Here is a 15,388-nt window from a genome sequence, read left to right as displayed (position 1 = left end):
GAGTTCACCGCCCGCGCCATGCTCACCGGACTGGCCGTCCACGCGCTGCGGCTGGAGGAGATGCACCTCACCAAGGTCCTCCACACCCTCGCCGAGCTGCCCCACACCGCCCGCCGCGACCTCGGACTCACCGGCCAGGCGACCTACCGGATGCTCTGGCACGCTTACACCCGCCTCAGCCACGCCCTCGAAACCGGCACCCTCGCCATCCCCCACAACCACCCCCACCCACCAACCGCTCCCGACGGTGACCCGGCAGCGGACGGCAAGCACACGCCATGCCCCCACCAGGACTGCCCCTACGAACCGATCACCCTCAGCGCTCTCACCGGGCGTCTCCTGGACGCCTCCCTCCCCGAAGAGTTCCCCCTCACCGGGGTGCTGGCCATCGACTCCACCGACTACGAGACCTGGGCGCGCCGCCGGGCCTGGACACCCGAACCGGATGTCGACCCCGACCATCCGCCGGTCAAGGACACAACCCCGCCCCGCCGCAAACGCCCGCCGAACGAACCCGGCTGGCCGGCCGCCGGGCACGACGGCCGCCTTCAGCACACGATCGACCCCGCCGCACGCGAGGGCTACCGCTCCGGCACCAACGCCTCACCCGGCAACGTCCTATTCGATACCGTCCTCAAGGACGCAGGGATCGAAGTCGTCCTCAGCGGCATCCAGACGCCCAGAATGAACTCGATCACGGAAAGGTGGATACAGACCTGTCGCCGCGAGCTCCTGGACCGGACGTTGATCTGGAACCAGCGACATCTCCTCCACGCCCTGCGCGAGTTCGAGTCCTTCTACAACGGACACCGACCACACCCGGGCATCGCAAACGCCAGACCGCTGCACCCCTTGCCCCCGCCGATCGACGACCCGGACACGTTAGCCCGCCTCGACATACGCCGACACGATCGCCTCGGCGGCATCCTCCACGAATATCAACATGCGGCGTGAGCTGCACGGATGACATTTCCGGCAAGGGCACGGCTCACCGGGCGTGGGCCAGCAGGCGTCGCAGGACGGCGTCGGCCACCCGCCCCGCCGTTTCCATGGGGCCACCGTCGATTTCCCTCAGTCCCGTCGGACTGGTGATGTTCACTTCGATGAGCCGGTCCCCGATGAGGTCGATTCCAGCGAAGCCGATACCGCGCCCGATCAGCTCGGGGCGGAGCGTCGCGCAGATCGCGCGGTCGGTCTTCGAGAGGGGTACCGGGGCTGCTGAGGCCCCGACGGCCATGTTGCAGCGGAAGTCGGGCGCCTTGGCTGTTCGGCGGAGCGCGGCGACCGGTTCACCGTCGACGACAAGGACTCTTCGGTCACTGTGGGTGCCGTCGTCGACGAAACGCTGCAGCACCACTTGTCGCCGTCCCCGCGCGGTGCCGACCTCGATCAGGCCGGCGAGGTTCGGGTGTCCGTGTTCCAGCAGTAGTACGCCACGTCCGCCCATGGCATCGGTGGGCTTGAGGACCGCGCGCCCCCATCGCGCCACCGCGTCGGCCAGCTCCGCCGCGGAGGCGCTCACCACGGTCTCGGGGATGAGGTCGGGAAAGTGCAGCGCGAAGAGCTTCTCGTTCGTGTTCCGCAGTGCGTCGGGACTGTTGCACACGGGGGTGCCACGGCGTTGCGCGAAGTCGAGGAGGTAGGTGGCCCGCAGGTAGTCGTCGTTCACCGGGGGATCGGTGCGTACGAGCACGAGGCCGACGTCGTCCAGGTCCAGGACCTCGGCCCGGCCGCGGCCCAGGGAGCCGGAACGGAGGTCGGCCGCGTGGGCGCGGGCGAGTACGTGGCCGTCGCGTAGGGACAGTTCGCGCATTTCGGCTATGAGTGCCTGATGGCCGCGCGCGGTGGCTGCTCTCATCAGCGCGATGGAGGAGTCGTGAGCGGGGTCGAGCCGGTCCGGCGGGCTGACGAGGAACAGCAGTCTCATGCGGCGGGCCCGGTGTCCGTCAGCCGCTGCGGGTTGTGCACCAGGATCCTCTGGCGCAGCGCGACGTCGTCCACCCAGTCGCAGAAGATGTCGGCGAGGTCGGCGACGTCGGGGGCGGATTCTCCCATCCGGACGAAGGGCCAGTCCGAGCCCCACAGCAGCCGGGTCGGCGCGGCCTCGACGAGAGCGTCGTGGAACGGGCGGGCATCCGCGTAGCCGCGCGCGGGGTCTCCCACGCGGCACAGGGTCAGCTTCACCCAGGCAGCGCCGTCCCGCACTCGGTCGAGCAGGGCGCGGAAGGCTGCCGAGTGGGGGCCGGCGGCCACGTCGGGCTGGGCCATATGGTCCAGGACGATCGGTACATCGGTGTCGGCGAACTCGTCCACCAGCCGGACGCAGTCGTCCAGCCCCGCCCAGATCTGCGCGTGGATACCCAGCTCGCGCATGGCCGGTGCCAGTGCGCGGAAGGCCTCGGTTCCGATGGCGCCGGGGAAACGCGCGCCGGTGGAGGGGGCGATCCGGTCGTTGAACCGCAGGGCCCGGACACCGGCGGAGTGCAGGCGTGCCAGCTCGTCGGCGGGGCAGTCGGCGGTGGCCGTGGCCACGCCCACGGCCCGGCCGTGCGACTGTGCCAGGGCGTGTTCCAGCGCGCTGGTGTCGTTTCCGTAGGGTGCCGGGTGAACGAGCATGCCGCGTGTGGTGCCCGTGCGGTCGAGCATGTCGAGGTACGTCGCGGGAGGTGCGTCCGGAATGGGATAGGTGGACGGCCCGGGTGGGAACCGGTCGAAGGGGCCGAAGACATGGGAGTGGCAGTCCCAGGCGCCTGCCGGGAAGTCGCGGGCGGCACGCCTGGGCAGGCGCGCCGGGACGGTGTTTGCGGTGGTGGACATGGTTCAGCCCGCCGTCGGTGTCATCGTGGCAGGCGCGCCGAGAACGGCTTCGGGCAGTTCCACGAGCCGGCGCACCGGCCCGCCGGAGGACGTCAGCGGGCGCTCGCCGCCGGGCGCCGGGATCCGGTGGACGTTCAAGGTCATGGCGACGAGCGTGTAGTAGCCGACGACAGAGGAGAGTTCGACGGCGCCCACCTCCCCCCAGCGCCGCCAGACCCGCTGGTACACCTCTTCGTCGACATCCCCGGTCTGCTGGAGCCGGCGGGCGAACTCATGGACGTCGTAGGCGTCCTGGTCGTGGAAGACCGGGGGCTCGCCGGTGCGCAGGGCGTCGACGATCTCGGGTTCCAGACCCGCGCGCAGCGCGGCGTCCGCGTGGATCGACCATTCGAGCTGGGCGGTCCAGTGCCGGGCCACGACCAGGATGGCCAGTTCGTTGAGGCAGTCGGGCAGGCTGGTGCCGTAGCGCAGTATCTCGCCGAAGCGCTGCCAGCGGTCGGCGAGTTCGGGCCGGTGCAACGCCGCTCGCAGCGGTCCGACCAGCCGGGCACGAGGGCCGTTCACGATGTCGCGGTAGACCCTCTCCTGCTCCGGAGTCATCGTGTCGGGGTCGAACAGGGGGATGCGGGGCACGAAGGGCTCTCCTGCTTCTCGATGGTTCACAGAGGTGGGGGGTCGGTTCGTCAGGTGCGGTTGCGAGCTGTCAGACCGTCGGTGGCCTCTGCGCTGTGCTGTCCCAGCAGCGGCGGGGCCATGACGAAGTCGAGCGCGGCGTTGCGGAAGCGCAGAGGGCTGACCACCTGGGGAACGGAACCCAGGGTCGGGTGCGGCAGTTTTCGGACCATGCCGCGATGGCGCACCTGCTCGTCGGCGAAGGCCATCGGCACGGTGTTGATGGGACCGCACGGCACCGAACGGCTGCCGAGTTCGTGCAGCCAGTGCTCCAGATCGCCGCCGGCCAGCGTCTCCCGGATGAGGGCGGTGAGCGCTTCGACGTTGCGCACGCGGGCCTTGTTGGTGGCGTAGTCGGGGTCGGTAGCGAGTTCGGGCTTGCCGAGTGCCTCGCAGAACTGGACGAACTGGCCGTCGTTGCCGACCGCGACGACGAGGTGGCCGTCCCGGCAGGGGTACACGTCCTGGGGCTGGATGTTCGGGTGACGGTTGCCGCGGCGGACCGGCACGTCCCCGGAGATCAGGTGGTTCATCGCCTGGTTGGCGAGGATGCCGACCTGGACATCGAGCATGGCGAGGTCGATGTGGTCACCCTCCCCGGTGCGGTCCCGGTGGGCGAGGGCCGCCAGGACCCCGGTGGCCGCGTACATGCCGGTGAAGAGGTCCACCACCGGGATGCCGACCTTCTGCGGGCCTCCTCCGGGGCGGCCGTCGGGTTCGCCGGTGACGCTCATCAGCCCGCCCATAGCCTGGATCATGAAGTCGTAGGCGGCCTGGTCGCGGCGCGGGCCGGTCTGGCCGAAGCCGGTGATCGAGCAGTAGATGAGGTCGGGCTTGACGGCCCGCAGGTCCTCGTAGCCCAGTCCGTACCGGTCGAGCGTGCCGGCTTTGAAGTTCTCCAGCACGATGTCGCTGGTGGCGGCGAGCCTGCGGACGAGTTCCTGTCCCTCGTCGGTGGCGAGGTCCGCGGTGACCGAGCGCTTGCCTCGGTTGACGGAGAGGAAGTAGCCGGATTCCGTGTCGAGGAACGGCGGTCCCCAGGAGCGGGTGTCGTCGCCGGTGCCGGGCCGTTCGACCTTGATGACGTCGGCGCCGAGGTCGGCGAGCACCTGTCCGGCCCACGGCCCTGCCATGATGCGGCTCAGGTCGAGGACGCGCACGTGCGTCAGCGGGCCCGTCACGACGCGCTCCCGTCGGCGAGAGTGGCGGAGTCGTCGAGGATCCGCGTAGCGCGCATCGACGGGCGGTCGGACACCTCGGCGTGCCATGCGGCGAGGTTCGGCCGCCCAGCGCGCCAGTCCAGGACACCCCAGCGGAAGTCCAGGTGCGCCAGGGCGATCGCGATCGAGACCCGGCCGATGTCGAAGCGCTCGCCGAGTTCGCCGGCGCGGGACTCCAGGTGGTCGAGCGTCGTGGTGACCTTCAGGCCGAAGGCGTCGAGGTAGGGGTCGGCGGCGTCATGGGCGAGCCCGCGGTCGCGATGCCAGTTGCGCCACACGAGGAGCAGGTCGAGCAGGCCGTCGCCGAGGGCCTGGAGCGAGGTCGCCTCGAAGTAGCCCGCGTCGTCGTTCGGGTACAGCGCCGTGTCATTCGCCCTTCGGGCGAAGAACTCGCAGATCACCCGCGAATCCAGCAGGACCCGCCCGTCGTCGAGCAGCAGTGTGGGGATCTTGTTGAGCGGATTGGCCTCCAGCACCTGGGGATTGGGCTCGGCCATCTGCACCGGAGTGCGCACGGTGTCGACGTCGCCCACTTGGTCCGTCTCGTGCAGTACGACCATGACCTTGCGGACGAACGGTGACTTCGGGGACCAGAACAGTCGCACCAACACTCCTAAGTCATTGATACAGCTTTATAGCTTTTTACGGTAAAGGTTGTCCCCGCCGGCGGCAAGTCGCCCCGGCGTCAGGAGTGGACGGAGATGTCCAGTCGGACCACGTCACCTCGGTACATGCCGTCCCCGACGAAGACCACGACCCCCTCCGCGTCGACCGCCGTGCGCTGGAGCCGCGCGATCGGCGAGTTCAGCGGGACATCGAGGTCGCTGCTGAGTTCGACGTCGGCCATCACGATCGTGAGGGTCTGATGCACTGTGGCCAGGTGCAGGCCCGGCATCTCCTTGAGCATCCGCAGCGTCGTGTTCTCGGCGAGCTGTTCGTCCGTGATCCGCGCGGCCCACCGCTCCGCGATGTAGGCGTCGCCCAGGTAGTAGGGACGCCCGTCGCGGGAGTGGCGCCGCCGCCAGTGCCGGTACGACGGCGCCGACGTACCGTCGGCGTGCTCGACATACGGCGGCTGGGCAGCGACGTCACTCGACAGCAGTTCGACCTCGATGCCGGGAGGGGAGAGCAACAGGCCGTTCCAGTCGGTGGGGACCTCGCACCACAGATCCTGCTGCGGCCGCCGCCTGACGAACGTTCCCTTGGCCCGGTACCGCTCGATCAGCCCGGCCTCTTCGAGCAGTCCGAGCGCCTGCCGGACCGTGGCGGGCGCGACACTCCACTCCTCCGCCAACTCCACAACGGTGGGAATGCGCTCCCCCACGACCCAGTGACCCGACTCGATACGCCGCCGGAAGATCGTGGCCAACTGACTGTATCGGGCAACGCCGGCGCTGTTGCCGTGAGGGGTGATAGCCATATCGGCCATTGTTGCAAACCGGTCGTACGGCGGGGACACGTGCGGGTCAGGCCCTGGCCCCGGTGCGCTCCGGACGGATGAGGAGGAACATCAGCAACGTGCCGACTCCCAGAACCACCCCGTAGAGCAGCTGGTTGTACGCCTGAGTGCCGGTCGCGCTGCTCAGCCATCCGGTGACGGCGGGCGTGATCAGGTTGCCGATGCCCGCGAAGGCGGTGATGGTGGCGATACCACCCGCAGCCGCGGTACCCGTGAGCAGCGCGGCCGGCATGCTCCAGAAGGGTCCCATCGCTCCCATCGTTCCCACGGCGATCAGCGTGAGGACCACGAGCGCGAGCCCGGTCTGCCGCGCTACCAGCGGCAGCAGAAGCCAGCCGACGGTTCCCACCAGGGCGAGCAGTCCGGCGTGCACGCGGCGCTCCTGGGTCCGGTCCGAATGGCGGGCGTTGAGGTACTGGACGACGACCGCCGCGGCGAACGGCACCGCGCTCAGCAGCCCGATCTGCACCACGCTGAGCGAGCCGGCGTCCTTCAGGATCGTGGGAAGCCACAGGAACAGGCCACTCGTACTGGTCATGATGCCGAAACCGAGCGCGGCCAGACCCCAGAACCGCCCATTGCGCAGGGCGGCGCCGTAGGAGTGCGGGACATTGTCCCCGGTGGGCCGGTCGCCCTCGACCTCGTCGGCCACGAGGCGGCGTTCGTCCGCGCTGAGCCAGCGCGCCGACTCCGGGCCGTCACTGAGCACGAAGTACACCACGACGCCGAGCAGACAGGCAGGCAACCCCTCCACCAGGAAGACCCACTGCCAGCCGTCCATGCCCCCGAAGCCGTCCATGGCGTCCATGATCCCGCCGGATACGGGGCCGCCGACGATACCCGAGATCGCCATCGCGGACAGGAACGTCGCGTTAGTGCTCGCCCGCCGCTTCGAGGGGATCCAGTACGACAGGTAGAGCAGGACCCCGGGGAAGAAGCCCGCTTCGAAGACGCCGAGGAGGAACCGCACCGCGTAGAAGTGGCCCGGGGACGCCATGAAGGCGGTGACCGCGGACACAAGGCCCCACGGCACCATGATCCGCAGGAACGTCTTGCGGGCCCCGACCTTGTGCAGCATCAGGTTGCTCGGCACCTCGAACAGCACGTATCCCAGGTAGAACAGAGACGCTCCGAGACCGAACACCGCGTCGGAGAATCCGAGGTCCGCGGAGAACTCGAGCTTCGCGAACCCGATATTGGAACGGTCGATGAACGCGACCACGTAGCACACCACGAGCAGCGGCAGGATGCGCCACTTGATTTTCCGGTAGACCGCGTCGGACTGCGGGCGCCCAGTGCTCTCCGGCCGGGTATCCGGCGTGGCTTCCGTCGCCATCGGCTGGCTCCTCATCGTTGAGAGTTCGCGACGGAGAGACGCACCGTCGCGGCGCTGGCGAGGACGCTAGGCAGCGACCAGGCAAAAGTCAATGACCTAACTTTTTGATTGTTGCGATTTTCCGCGCTAGGTTCGTTGAGTCGGCGTTGTCAGAGCCACAGGAGGAACGAAACCTTGGCGATCACCTATGACGTGCTGAAAAGCGTCACGTCCCAGATGTACGCGCGGTCGCTGCGGGCGGTGCCCGCCGACGCGAAGAAGGCCCTGGCGGGCGCCCGGACCCGGGAGACGAACCCCGTCGCGCGCAACACCCTGGACCTGATGGTGGCCAACGCTACCGCGGCCGAGGAACGCGGGCACTTCCTCTGCAGTGACTCCGGAGTGCCGACGTACCAGATCCGGGTCGGGACCCAGGCGAGGTTCGACGGCGACGTCAAGCGGGCGATCCGCGACGGGTTCGCCGAGCTCGTGGCCGCGTCCGACCCGCCGCTCCTCAAACACGTCACCAACCCGCTGACCAACGAGCGCGGTCACGCCGGCAAGGACATGCCCATCGTGACCTTCGACCTGGTCGACGGCGCCGACGACGTAGAGATCATCTGCTCGCCCAAGGCGCTCGGCTCCGGACGGTGGGCCGCACTGGAGATCTTCACGTTCCCCTCGATCGCCGAGATCGAGGAGTACATCATGAAGGTCGTCCTCACGGCCGGCTCCCAGGCATGTCCGCCCGTGGTCGTGGGCGTCGGCATCGGCGGCACCTTCGACTACGCCACCAAGCTGGCCAAGGAGTCAGTGGTGCGGCCGATAGGCCAGAGCCATCCCGAACCGCTCATCGCCGACATGGAAAAACGCCTGCTCGAAGCGGTGAACAAGACCGGCTTCGGCCCGATGGGCACTGGAGGCGCCACCACCGCCATGGCCGTGCACGTCGACTACGCCTCCGGGCACGGGTTCACACCTGTCGCCGTGTGCTTCAACTGCTGGATCGATCGCCGCACGCGGGTACGGATCAGCAACGACGGCACCGTCACCGAGACGGAGTGAGGACCATGGCCGAGATACGGGACATCGAGCTGCCCGCCGACGAGCACTTGGTCCGGGAGCTGCGCGCCGGCGACCTGGTTCGGTTGACCGGGGAGATCGTCATCTCCGCGGGACTGCCGGCCTACCGGCGCCTGCTGAGCGAGCTGCACCAGGGTATCGCGCCACCCCTCGGCCTGCGGGGCCGCGCGCTGTTCCACGTGGGCAGCCTGGGCGAAGAGGCCGGAGGCGAGTACAGGCTCCGCTACCTCAACCCCACCACGAGCACGCGGTTCAACGCCGAGATGCCGGAACTCATCCGCGGACTCGGCATCCGCTTCGCCGGCGGCAAGGGCGGTCTCGGCGACGAGTCGGCGGCGGCCATGCGCGACATTGGTTGCGTCTACCTCTCCTTCCTCGGCGGCGGCTGCACGCTGCTCTCGGACGCCATCAGACGCGTCACAGCGGTGCACTGGACCGAGATGGTGGAGCACTACCGCCTCGTGCGGGTCGAGGTCGAACGGCTGGGGCCGCTGACGGTCGGGATCGACACGCACGGCGCGAGCATCTACCGGGACCTCAGAGACGACGCCCAGGCCAGGCTTCCGGACATTCTCAGCGGGCTCGCCGAGGCGCGGGAGATCCGATGAACTGTATCCAGAAGCTGACGCAGTCTGCACTGCGCCTGTCTTTTCTGGGACGTCGTCAGCCGGCAGAGTCGAGGACGAAGCGCAGGGCCTCACGGATCGTCTTCGGGTCGTGGGCTCCCGCCACGGACGCGAGGACGGTCAGCGCCGTGCGTGCAAGATGCTCGGCGACCAGCCGGGAGGCCTGCCGGCCGTCCCGCGCCTGCGCCGCCCCCAGGATCTCCTGGTGGCCGGTCCGTCCCATCGAGATGAGGGCCAGCCGGTAGTCGGGCTCGTGGTGGTAGATGCGCAGATAGCGCACCGAGTGGTCCCACATCGACTCCGCGTGTGTCCGCAGCCGGTCCTCCGTGCGGGACAGGAGCAGGAAGTGGAACCGGCAGTGATGGTCCGTGGCCCTTTCCTCATCGCCGTCCGACGCCGCCGTCTCCATGGCCGTCAGCGCCGCTTCCAACTCGCTGACGTCCTCCGCGGTGAGCTGCGGCACCGACAGCAGTACCGCCAGCGGTTCGACAGCCAGCCGCATCGCGTACAAGGCCTCCAGGTCCGGGATGGACAGCGGAGCGACCCGGATCCTGCGGTTGAAGTCCAGTTGCACCAGCCCTTCGGTCTGCAGCCGCCGCAGCGCCTCGCGCAGCGGCGTCCGGCTGACGCGCAGGTCCGCCGCCAGCCGCACCTGGGAGATCCATGTTCCGGGCCTCAGCTCGCCCCGGAGGATCGCGTCGCGCACGTGCTCGTACGCGAGGGTCATGGTGTCGCCGGCCAGGTCATGCGGGCGTTCACCGGAAGAAGGAGCGGGAGTCATGGACACAGAACCCACATTAGCGGACCCGATCTTCCCTCCAGACGGTGAGAAGACTTCCAAAAGCTGTATCCAGTTTACTTGGATCGTAAGTTCCTTCTGTGTAGAGTCCAGTCACATGACAGCATCTGCAGACAATCCAACGACCGTGCACGGCGTCCGCCTGGAGATTCACGGTCAGGTGGCTGAAGTAGTACTCGACCGTGCTCCGGTCAACGCGGTGACCGTCGGGATGTACGAGACGCTCATCACCGTCTTCCGTGAGCTGTCGACCCGGACCGACGTACACGCGGTCATCCTCCGGTCCGCTGTGCGGATCTTCAGCGCCGGGGCCGACATCAAGCAACCGGTGGAGGCGGTCTCTCCCTCCGAGAGCGCGGCCGAGTTCCGGCAGCGGATGGCGCGGACCGCCTACGAGGCCATCCTCGACTGCACACTCCCCACCATCGCCGTGATCAACGGAGCCGCGGTCGGTGCCGGGGCGGTCCTCGGCGCCTGCTGCGACATCCGCTACGCCGCCGATGACGCGCGGATCGGACTGCCCGAGATCAACGCCGGCCGCTGTGGCGGCGGCGCCCACCTGATGCGGCTGCTGCCCCAGGGGCAGGTCCGGCTCATGTACCTCACCGGCGACCCCGTGGACGCGGCCGAGGCATACCGCACCGGACTGGTCCAGCACGTCGCCGCGCCCGACGCGATCCTTACTGAGGCCCGGGAGCTGGCCGCCCGGATCGCCGCGAAGAGCCCGCTCGGCCTCCGGCTGGCCAAGCAGGCCCTCAACGAGGCCGAGAACCTGCCTGTCCGGCCGGGGTACGCCGCCGAGCAGGTCTACACGCTGCGGCTCGGTGCTCACCCGGATGCCGCAGAGGCGGCGAAGGCCGTCCTGGACAAGCGCGAGGCGGTCTGGTCCTGGCCCGGCGTCGCGGAGGGCTGAGCAGAGCCAGTCGAGCCGAGCACATGCCACCCCTCAGGAAGAGTTCCCCGTGAGTGAGTACCTCCGCACGACCGGCACCCCGCGAGCCGCGGCAGGCGTCTGCCAAGTACCCCGGGCCGCCCCCGTCCCCTGCCCGGAGACGGTGCGAGTCCCGTGAACACCGTGACCATCGACGAACGTGACGACCGGACCGTCGTCACGCTGAACCGGCCAGATGCCCGCAACGCCATCAACGCGGCGATGATCGCTGAACTCCACGAAGTGTGCACGCAACTGGAGGCACGCCCGAAGCCCCTGCTGCTGACCGGTTCCGGCGGGGTCTTCGCTGCCGGTGCCGACATCGCCGAACTGGCCGGGCGAGGCCGGGAGGATGCCCTGCAGGGCATCAACAGCCGCCTCTTCGACCGCCTGGCCCGGCTTCAGCAGCCCACCGTCGCCGCTGTCGACGGCTACGCGCTGGGCGGTGGCGCGGAGCTCGCCTTCGCCTGCGACATACGCATCGCTTCACAGACGGCCCTCTTCGGCAACCCCGAGCCGGGCCTTGGCATCATCGCCGCCGCCGGGGCCTGCTGGCGACTGGCCGATCTCGTCGGTACCTCCGTCGCCAAACAAGTCCTGCTCGGCGGGATACGCCTGGACGCGGAGCGCGCCCACCGCCTGGGCCTGGTCGCCGACGTGGTGCCGGCCGCTGACCTGCACACGCGGGCCCACGGGCTGCTGGACCGCATGACGCGCTCGTCCGCTGCCGCCCTGCGACTCACGAAGCTCGTCGTGGACTCCCCGGGCGGACACCCCTACGTGGACGACCTCGCGCAGGCGGTGTTGTTCGAGACGGACGACAAGCGTGACCGGATGGCCCGGTTCCTGACCAAGGAGACCCGATGACAGCGGTACCCCACCGGATCGGAGTGATCGGCGGCGGCCGGATGGGGGGAGGAATCGCCCAGGTCTTCGCCGCCGCAGGCGCGCACGTGACCGTGGTCGAGAGCTCGCCACAGGCCGCCGACACCGCCCGCGCACGCATCGCGGACAGCCTCGAACGGGCCGTCCAGCGGGGCAAGTCGAATGCCGATCCCGCCGACGTGCTCAGCAGGCTCGACCTGGTGCCCGACGTGTCCGAGCTGCCCGAGGAAGCCGATCTCGTGGTGGAAGCGGTACCGGAGATCACGGCCCTGAAGGCCGACGTGCTCACCGCCGTCGAGCAGGTGGTCTCCGCACGGACCGTCCTCGCCACCAACACCAGTTCGCTGTCGGTGAGCGAACTGTCGGCCGCCCTTGAACACCCCGAACGCTTCCTGGGCATGCACTTCTTCAATCCCGTTCCCGCCTCCAAGATGGTCGAGGTGGTCACCTCACCGGCCACCTCGGACACCGTCCGCGACCAGGTGCTCGGGTATGTGGGAGCGCTCGGGAAGAAGGACGTGCTCGTACGCGACTCGCCCGGGTTCGCCACCAGCCGCCTCGGTGTCCTGCTCGGTCTGGAAGCGATCCGCATGCTGGAAGAGGGCGTTGCCGACGCCGACGCCATCGACACCGCCATGGAACTGGGCTACGGCCATCCCATGGGACCGCTGCGCTCCACCGATCTCGTCGGCCTCGATGTGCGTCTGGCCATCGCCGACCACCTGCATCGCACCCTCGGAGACCGGTTCGCCCCACCGCAACTGCTACGTGACAAGGTCACCGCGGGACAACTGGGCCGCAAGACCGGACAGGGCTTCCACGCCTGGCCTCGGTGACCAGCTACGTACTCGGAGTACGGATCGGCATCGGCCGCGACGCGCGCTACCGCTACCCGCGGCGATCACCCACGTGGTTGTCCATCTCCGCCGACCCGAAAGACCCACCCCGACGAACTACAGCGAAGGCCGGAGCCGGGCTCACCGGCCCGGCGCAGGCCACGGCCGACGAAGCGGCACGGCACGGGGCCCGGTCAACACCGACCGGCGGCCCAAGGATGTACCGCTCGGCCGGACAGGCACGGTCAAAGACGCCGCCGACGCCGTGCTCTTCCTTCGCCAGTGACCCCTCGCACATCACGGGCACGGCAACTGAGGTCACCGGCGGAGGACCTCGCAGACCCGCCCGCGAACGAAAGAACGATCGATGACATATCTCTACGCTGCGGCTCGCACACCGTTCGGACGGTTCAACGGGGCACTGGCCGGCGTACGCCCCGACGACCTCGCCGCACACGCGATCGCCGCGGTACTCGACAAGGCGCCGGAACTCGACAGGGCCCGAATCGACGAGGTCGTATGGGGCAACGCCAACGGCGCGGGCGAGGAAAACCGCAATGTGGGCCGGATGGCCGGGCTGCTGGCCGGACTCCCCGTAAGCGTGCCCGGCACGACGGTCAATCGACTGTGCGGATCCGGCCTCGACGCGGCGATGGTCGCCAGCCGGCAAATCGAGACCGGCGACGCCGAAATCGTACTGGCCGGCGGAGTCGAATCGATGACGCGCGCACCGTGGGTGCTGCCCAAGTCCGACCGGCCGTACCCGGCGGGCGATGTCACCGCGGTCTCGACGACCCTGGGCTGGCGGCTCGTCAACGACCGGATGCCCGCCGAGTGGACCGTCAGCCTGGGTGAGGCGAACGAGCAACTGGGAGAAAAGCTCGGCATCTCCCGCGCACGGCAGGACGAGTTCGCCTCACGCTCCCACGAACTGGCGCACCAGGCGTGGGAATCCGGCTTCTACGACGACCTGGTCAGTCCCGTGCCCGGCACCGGCCTCACCCGGGATGAGAACATCCGCTCAACCACCACCGCCGAGGTGCTGGGAGGCCTGCGACCCGTGTTCCGTACGGACGGCACCATCACCGCGGGCAACGCCAGCCCACTCAACGACGGCGCCTCCGCGCTGCTCCTCGGCTCAGACCGGGCCGCTCTCGCCATAGGGCTGGACCCGGTCGCACGGATCGCCGGCCGCGGCACGTCGGCCCTGGAGCCGCAGATGTTCGGCTACGCCCCCGTAGAGGCCGCCAACCGAGCCCTCGCACGCGCAGGTATCAGCTGGGAGCAGGTCGGCGCCATCGAGCTCAACGAAGCCTTCGCCGTCCAGTCGCTCGCCTGCATCGACGCGTGGCGGGTCGACCCCTCGATCGTCAACGTCCACGGCGGCGCGATCGCCATCGGCCACCCCCTCGGCGCGTCCGGGGGTCGCATCCTCGGCACCCTGGCCAAGGCCCTGCGGGAACGAGGCGAACGCTACGGTGTCGCCGCACTCTGCATCGGCGTGGGCCAGGGCCTCGCAGTTGTCCTGGAGAACACCGAGACCGTCGCTACGCCCGCCCCACACGCCGATTACTGACTTCGGAGTATTAGGGTCCGTCCGGTCTGTCGAGAGCGAGCCCCGTCCCGGCGAGGAATCCGCCGAGGATGCCGTGCCGGTACTGCAGCGCCTTGAGCCGCCTGCGGAGCAGAGTCTCCAACTCGCTGAGGGTGCGGGCGGCCAGGTTGGCCAGGCTCCGCTTGATGTGTGCCCAAAGGCCCTCCACCGGGTTGAGGTCGGGCGCATACCCGGGCAGCAGAACCACTGTCAGCCAGTGCCGCTCGGCAACGAGTGCCTTCATGGTCTTGGAAATGTGGGTGCTCAGCCGGTCCCACACCACGATCAGTGGGGCCTTCAGCAATTGGTGGGCGCCATCGAGCAGGCGGATGTAGTCGCTCTCGCCCAGCGAGCGACGCTCGCCCTTGCGGCCGGTATGCCGGCGCAGCCGGTAGCACAGACGGGTGGGCAGGCCCGGCCGGAAGCACAGCAGCCCGGCCACCGAGAGCCGTCCCCGGCTGCGGCCGGACGCCTTGACCCTCGGGGTGATGCCGCGCCGGCCCCAGGTGCGGCCCTTGGGCGGCCGGCCGGTCACACCCGCTTCGTCCTCGAAGCAGATGAACGCGCCGGTCGCCGCCCGGAGGGTTTTACCTCCCGCCAGGTCGCCTCCCGCCATGCGGTGATCGCGTCCTCGTCACGTTCGGTGGCGGGCCGGGCCGGCATCTGCACGCTGTAGCCCATCCGGTGCAGCAGCCGGGTCACCCCGGAGACGCTGTAGGAGATGTGGAACTTCCGCCCGATCAGCGTGCGCACCCTTGCTGCGGTCCACACCTGGTCGTCCGCCCAGCCATGCGCGGCCGGCCCCTCATCCAGCCACATCGCGAGCTTGGCCTGCAGCCGGGGGCCAAGCCGACAGTTGTAGCCAGAGGGGCCTTGGGAACGCAGCGCCTCGCGCCCGCCCGTCCTCCAGGTGCGGCGCCACCGATAGACCGACTTCTCACTCACCCGTAACTCCCGGGCAATCCACGGGACTTCCATGCCCTCCTCGAAGAGGTCGACGGCCCGCATCCGTACTTCTTCCCTGCGCCTGCGCTGCTCGGCGGTCAGCCCGCCCCCGTCCGGATACCGCATGCCTCCGGCGTACCAGCCCGGACAGACCGCGTCACCGGTCCCGACGCAAATCCAGACCCCAAAACGCCGAAGTCAGTAAG

At 69.1% G+C, this 15,388-nt stretch carries 16 protein-coding genes; 7 read left to right on the top strand and 9 right to left on the bottom strand.

The window, feature by feature from the left end:
- Window positions 1-18 precede the first annotated feature (18 nt).
- Entirely contained in the window at window positions 19-954 is a 936-nt protein-coding gene (locus tag LIV37_RS13260) for an integrase core domain-containing protein (protein ID WP_020867629.1), read from the top strand.
- 34 nt (window positions 955-988) lie between these two features.
- Here the strand turns inward: LIV37_RS13260 and gshB are convergent, their stop codons facing one another.
- From gshB to LIV37_RS13225, 7 genes are all read right to left on the bottom strand, one after another.
- Window positions 989-1,927, bottom strand: coding sequence for a glutathione synthase (gshB, locus tag LIV37_RS13255; protein WP_020867628.1), 939 nt, complete (start codon window positions 1,925-1,927; stop codon window positions 989-991).
- Complete coding sequence (locus tag LIV37_RS13250; protein ID WP_020867627.1) at window positions 1,924-2,817, bottom strand: amidohydrolase family protein; 894 nt, start codon at window positions 2,815-2,817, stop codon at window positions 1,924-1,926. The genes gshB and LIV37_RS13250 overlap by 4 nt, the downstream gene beginning before the upstream one ends.
- Before the next feature lie 3 nt (window positions 2,818-2,820).
- Entirely contained in the window at window positions 2,821-3,450 is a 630-nt protein-coding gene (locus LIV37_RS13245; protein WP_020867626.1) for a carboxymuconolactone decarboxylase family protein, read from the bottom strand.
- A gap of 50 nt (window positions 3,451-3,500) precedes the next feature.
- Complete coding sequence (locus tag LIV37_RS13240; RefSeq protein WP_020867625.1) at window positions 3,501-4,670, bottom strand: CaiB/BaiF CoA transferase family protein; 1,170 nt, start codon at window positions 4,668-4,670, stop codon at window positions 3,501-3,503.
- The gene (locus LIV37_RS13235) at window positions 4,667-5,314 is read right to left on the bottom strand and encodes a glutathione S-transferase family protein (RefSeq protein ID WP_055555029.1); all 648 of its coding nucleotides are present in this window, start codon (window positions 5,312-5,314) and stop codon (window positions 4,667-4,669) included. The genes LIV37_RS13240 and LIV37_RS13235 overlap by 4 nt, the downstream gene beginning before the upstream one ends.
- 80 nt (window positions 5,315-5,394) lie before the next feature.
- Complete coding sequence (locus LIV37_RS13230; RefSeq protein WP_202979642.1) at window positions 5,395-6,129, bottom strand: GntR family transcriptional regulator; 735 nt, start codon at window positions 6,127-6,129, stop codon at window positions 5,395-5,397.
- A 46-nt stretch (window positions 6,130-6,175) separates the two neighbouring features.
- Window positions 6,176-7,504 (bottom strand): MFS transporter, encoded by a 1,329-nt coding sequence (locus LIV37_RS13225; protein WP_020867622.1) that lies wholly within the window; start codon window positions 7,502-7,504, stop codon window positions 6,176-6,178.
- A 174-nt stretch (window positions 7,505-7,678) separates the two neighbouring features.
- Between LIV37_RS13225 and LIV37_RS13220 the strand changes: the two genes are divergently transcribed.
- Entirely contained in the window at window positions 7,679-8,548 is an 870-nt protein-coding gene (locus LIV37_RS13220) for a fumarate hydratase (protein WP_020867621.1), read from the top strand.
- A gap of 5 nt (window positions 8,549-8,553) precedes the next feature.
- Complete coding sequence (locus tag LIV37_RS13215; RefSeq protein WP_020867620.1) at window positions 8,554-9,174, top strand: fumarate hydratase C-terminal domain-containing protein; 621 nt, start codon at window positions 8,554-8,556, stop codon at window positions 9,172-9,174.
- Between the two features lie 55 nt (window positions 9,175-9,229).
- Here the strand turns inward: LIV37_RS13215 and LIV37_RS13210 are convergent, their stop codons facing one another.
- Window positions 9,230-9,973, bottom strand: a complete 744-nt coding sequence (locus LIV37_RS13210; protein ID WP_020867619.1) for a GntR family transcriptional regulator — start codon at window positions 9,971-9,973, stop codon at window positions 9,230-9,232.
- 178 nt (window positions 9,974-10,151) lie between these two features.
- Between LIV37_RS13210 and LIV37_RS13205 the strand changes: the two genes are divergently transcribed.
- The 4 genes from LIV37_RS13205 (at window position 10,152) to LIV37_RS13190 (ending at window position 14,219) form a co-directional block, all read left to right on the top strand.
- Window positions 10,152-10,904, top strand: a complete 753-nt coding sequence (locus tag LIV37_RS13205) for an enoyl-CoA hydratase-related protein (RefSeq protein WP_201724422.1) — start codon at window positions 10,152-10,154, stop codon at window positions 10,902-10,904.
- A gap of 153 nt (window positions 10,905-11,057) precedes the next feature.
- Window positions 11,058-11,789, top strand: a complete 732-nt coding sequence (locus LIV37_RS13200; RefSeq protein WP_020867617.1) for an enoyl-CoA hydratase/isomerase family protein — start codon at window positions 11,058-11,060, stop codon at window positions 11,787-11,789.
- The gene (locus LIV37_RS13195; protein WP_020867616.1) at window positions 11,786-12,643 is read left to right on the top strand and encodes a 3-hydroxyacyl-CoA dehydrogenase family protein; all 858 of its coding nucleotides are present in this window, start codon (window positions 11,786-11,788) and stop codon (window positions 12,641-12,643) included. The genes LIV37_RS13200 and LIV37_RS13195 overlap by 4 nt, the downstream gene beginning before the upstream one ends.
- A gap of 367 nt (window positions 12,644-13,010) precedes the next feature.
- Window positions 13,011-14,219 (top strand): thiolase family protein, encoded by a 1,209-nt coding sequence (locus LIV37_RS13190; RefSeq protein WP_020867615.1) that lies wholly within the window; start codon window positions 13,011-13,013, stop codon window positions 14,217-14,219.
- Between the two features lie 10 nt (window positions 14,220-14,229).
- Here the strand turns inward: LIV37_RS13190 and LIV37_RS52570 are convergent.
- Window positions 14,230-15,308, bottom strand: a protein-coding gene (locus LIV37_RS52570) for an IS630 family transposase (RefSeq protein WP_420834370.1) whose coding sequence is annotated in 2 segments (ribosomal slippage) — window positions 14,230-14,828 and window positions 14,828-15,308 — 1,080 coding nt in all. Because the reading frame shifts where the segments join, the coding sequence is not laid out codon by codon here.
- Window positions 15,309-15,388 lie beyond the last annotated feature (80 nt).

It is taken from the genome of Streptomyces rapamycinicus NRRL 5491, assembly GCF_024298965.1.
In the GTDB taxonomy this organism is placed as follows: Bacteria; Actinomycetota; Actinomycetes; order Streptomycetales; family Streptomycetaceae; genus Streptomyces; species Streptomyces rapamycinicus.
This window is presented reverse-complemented; position numbering and strand designations above follow the sequence as displayed.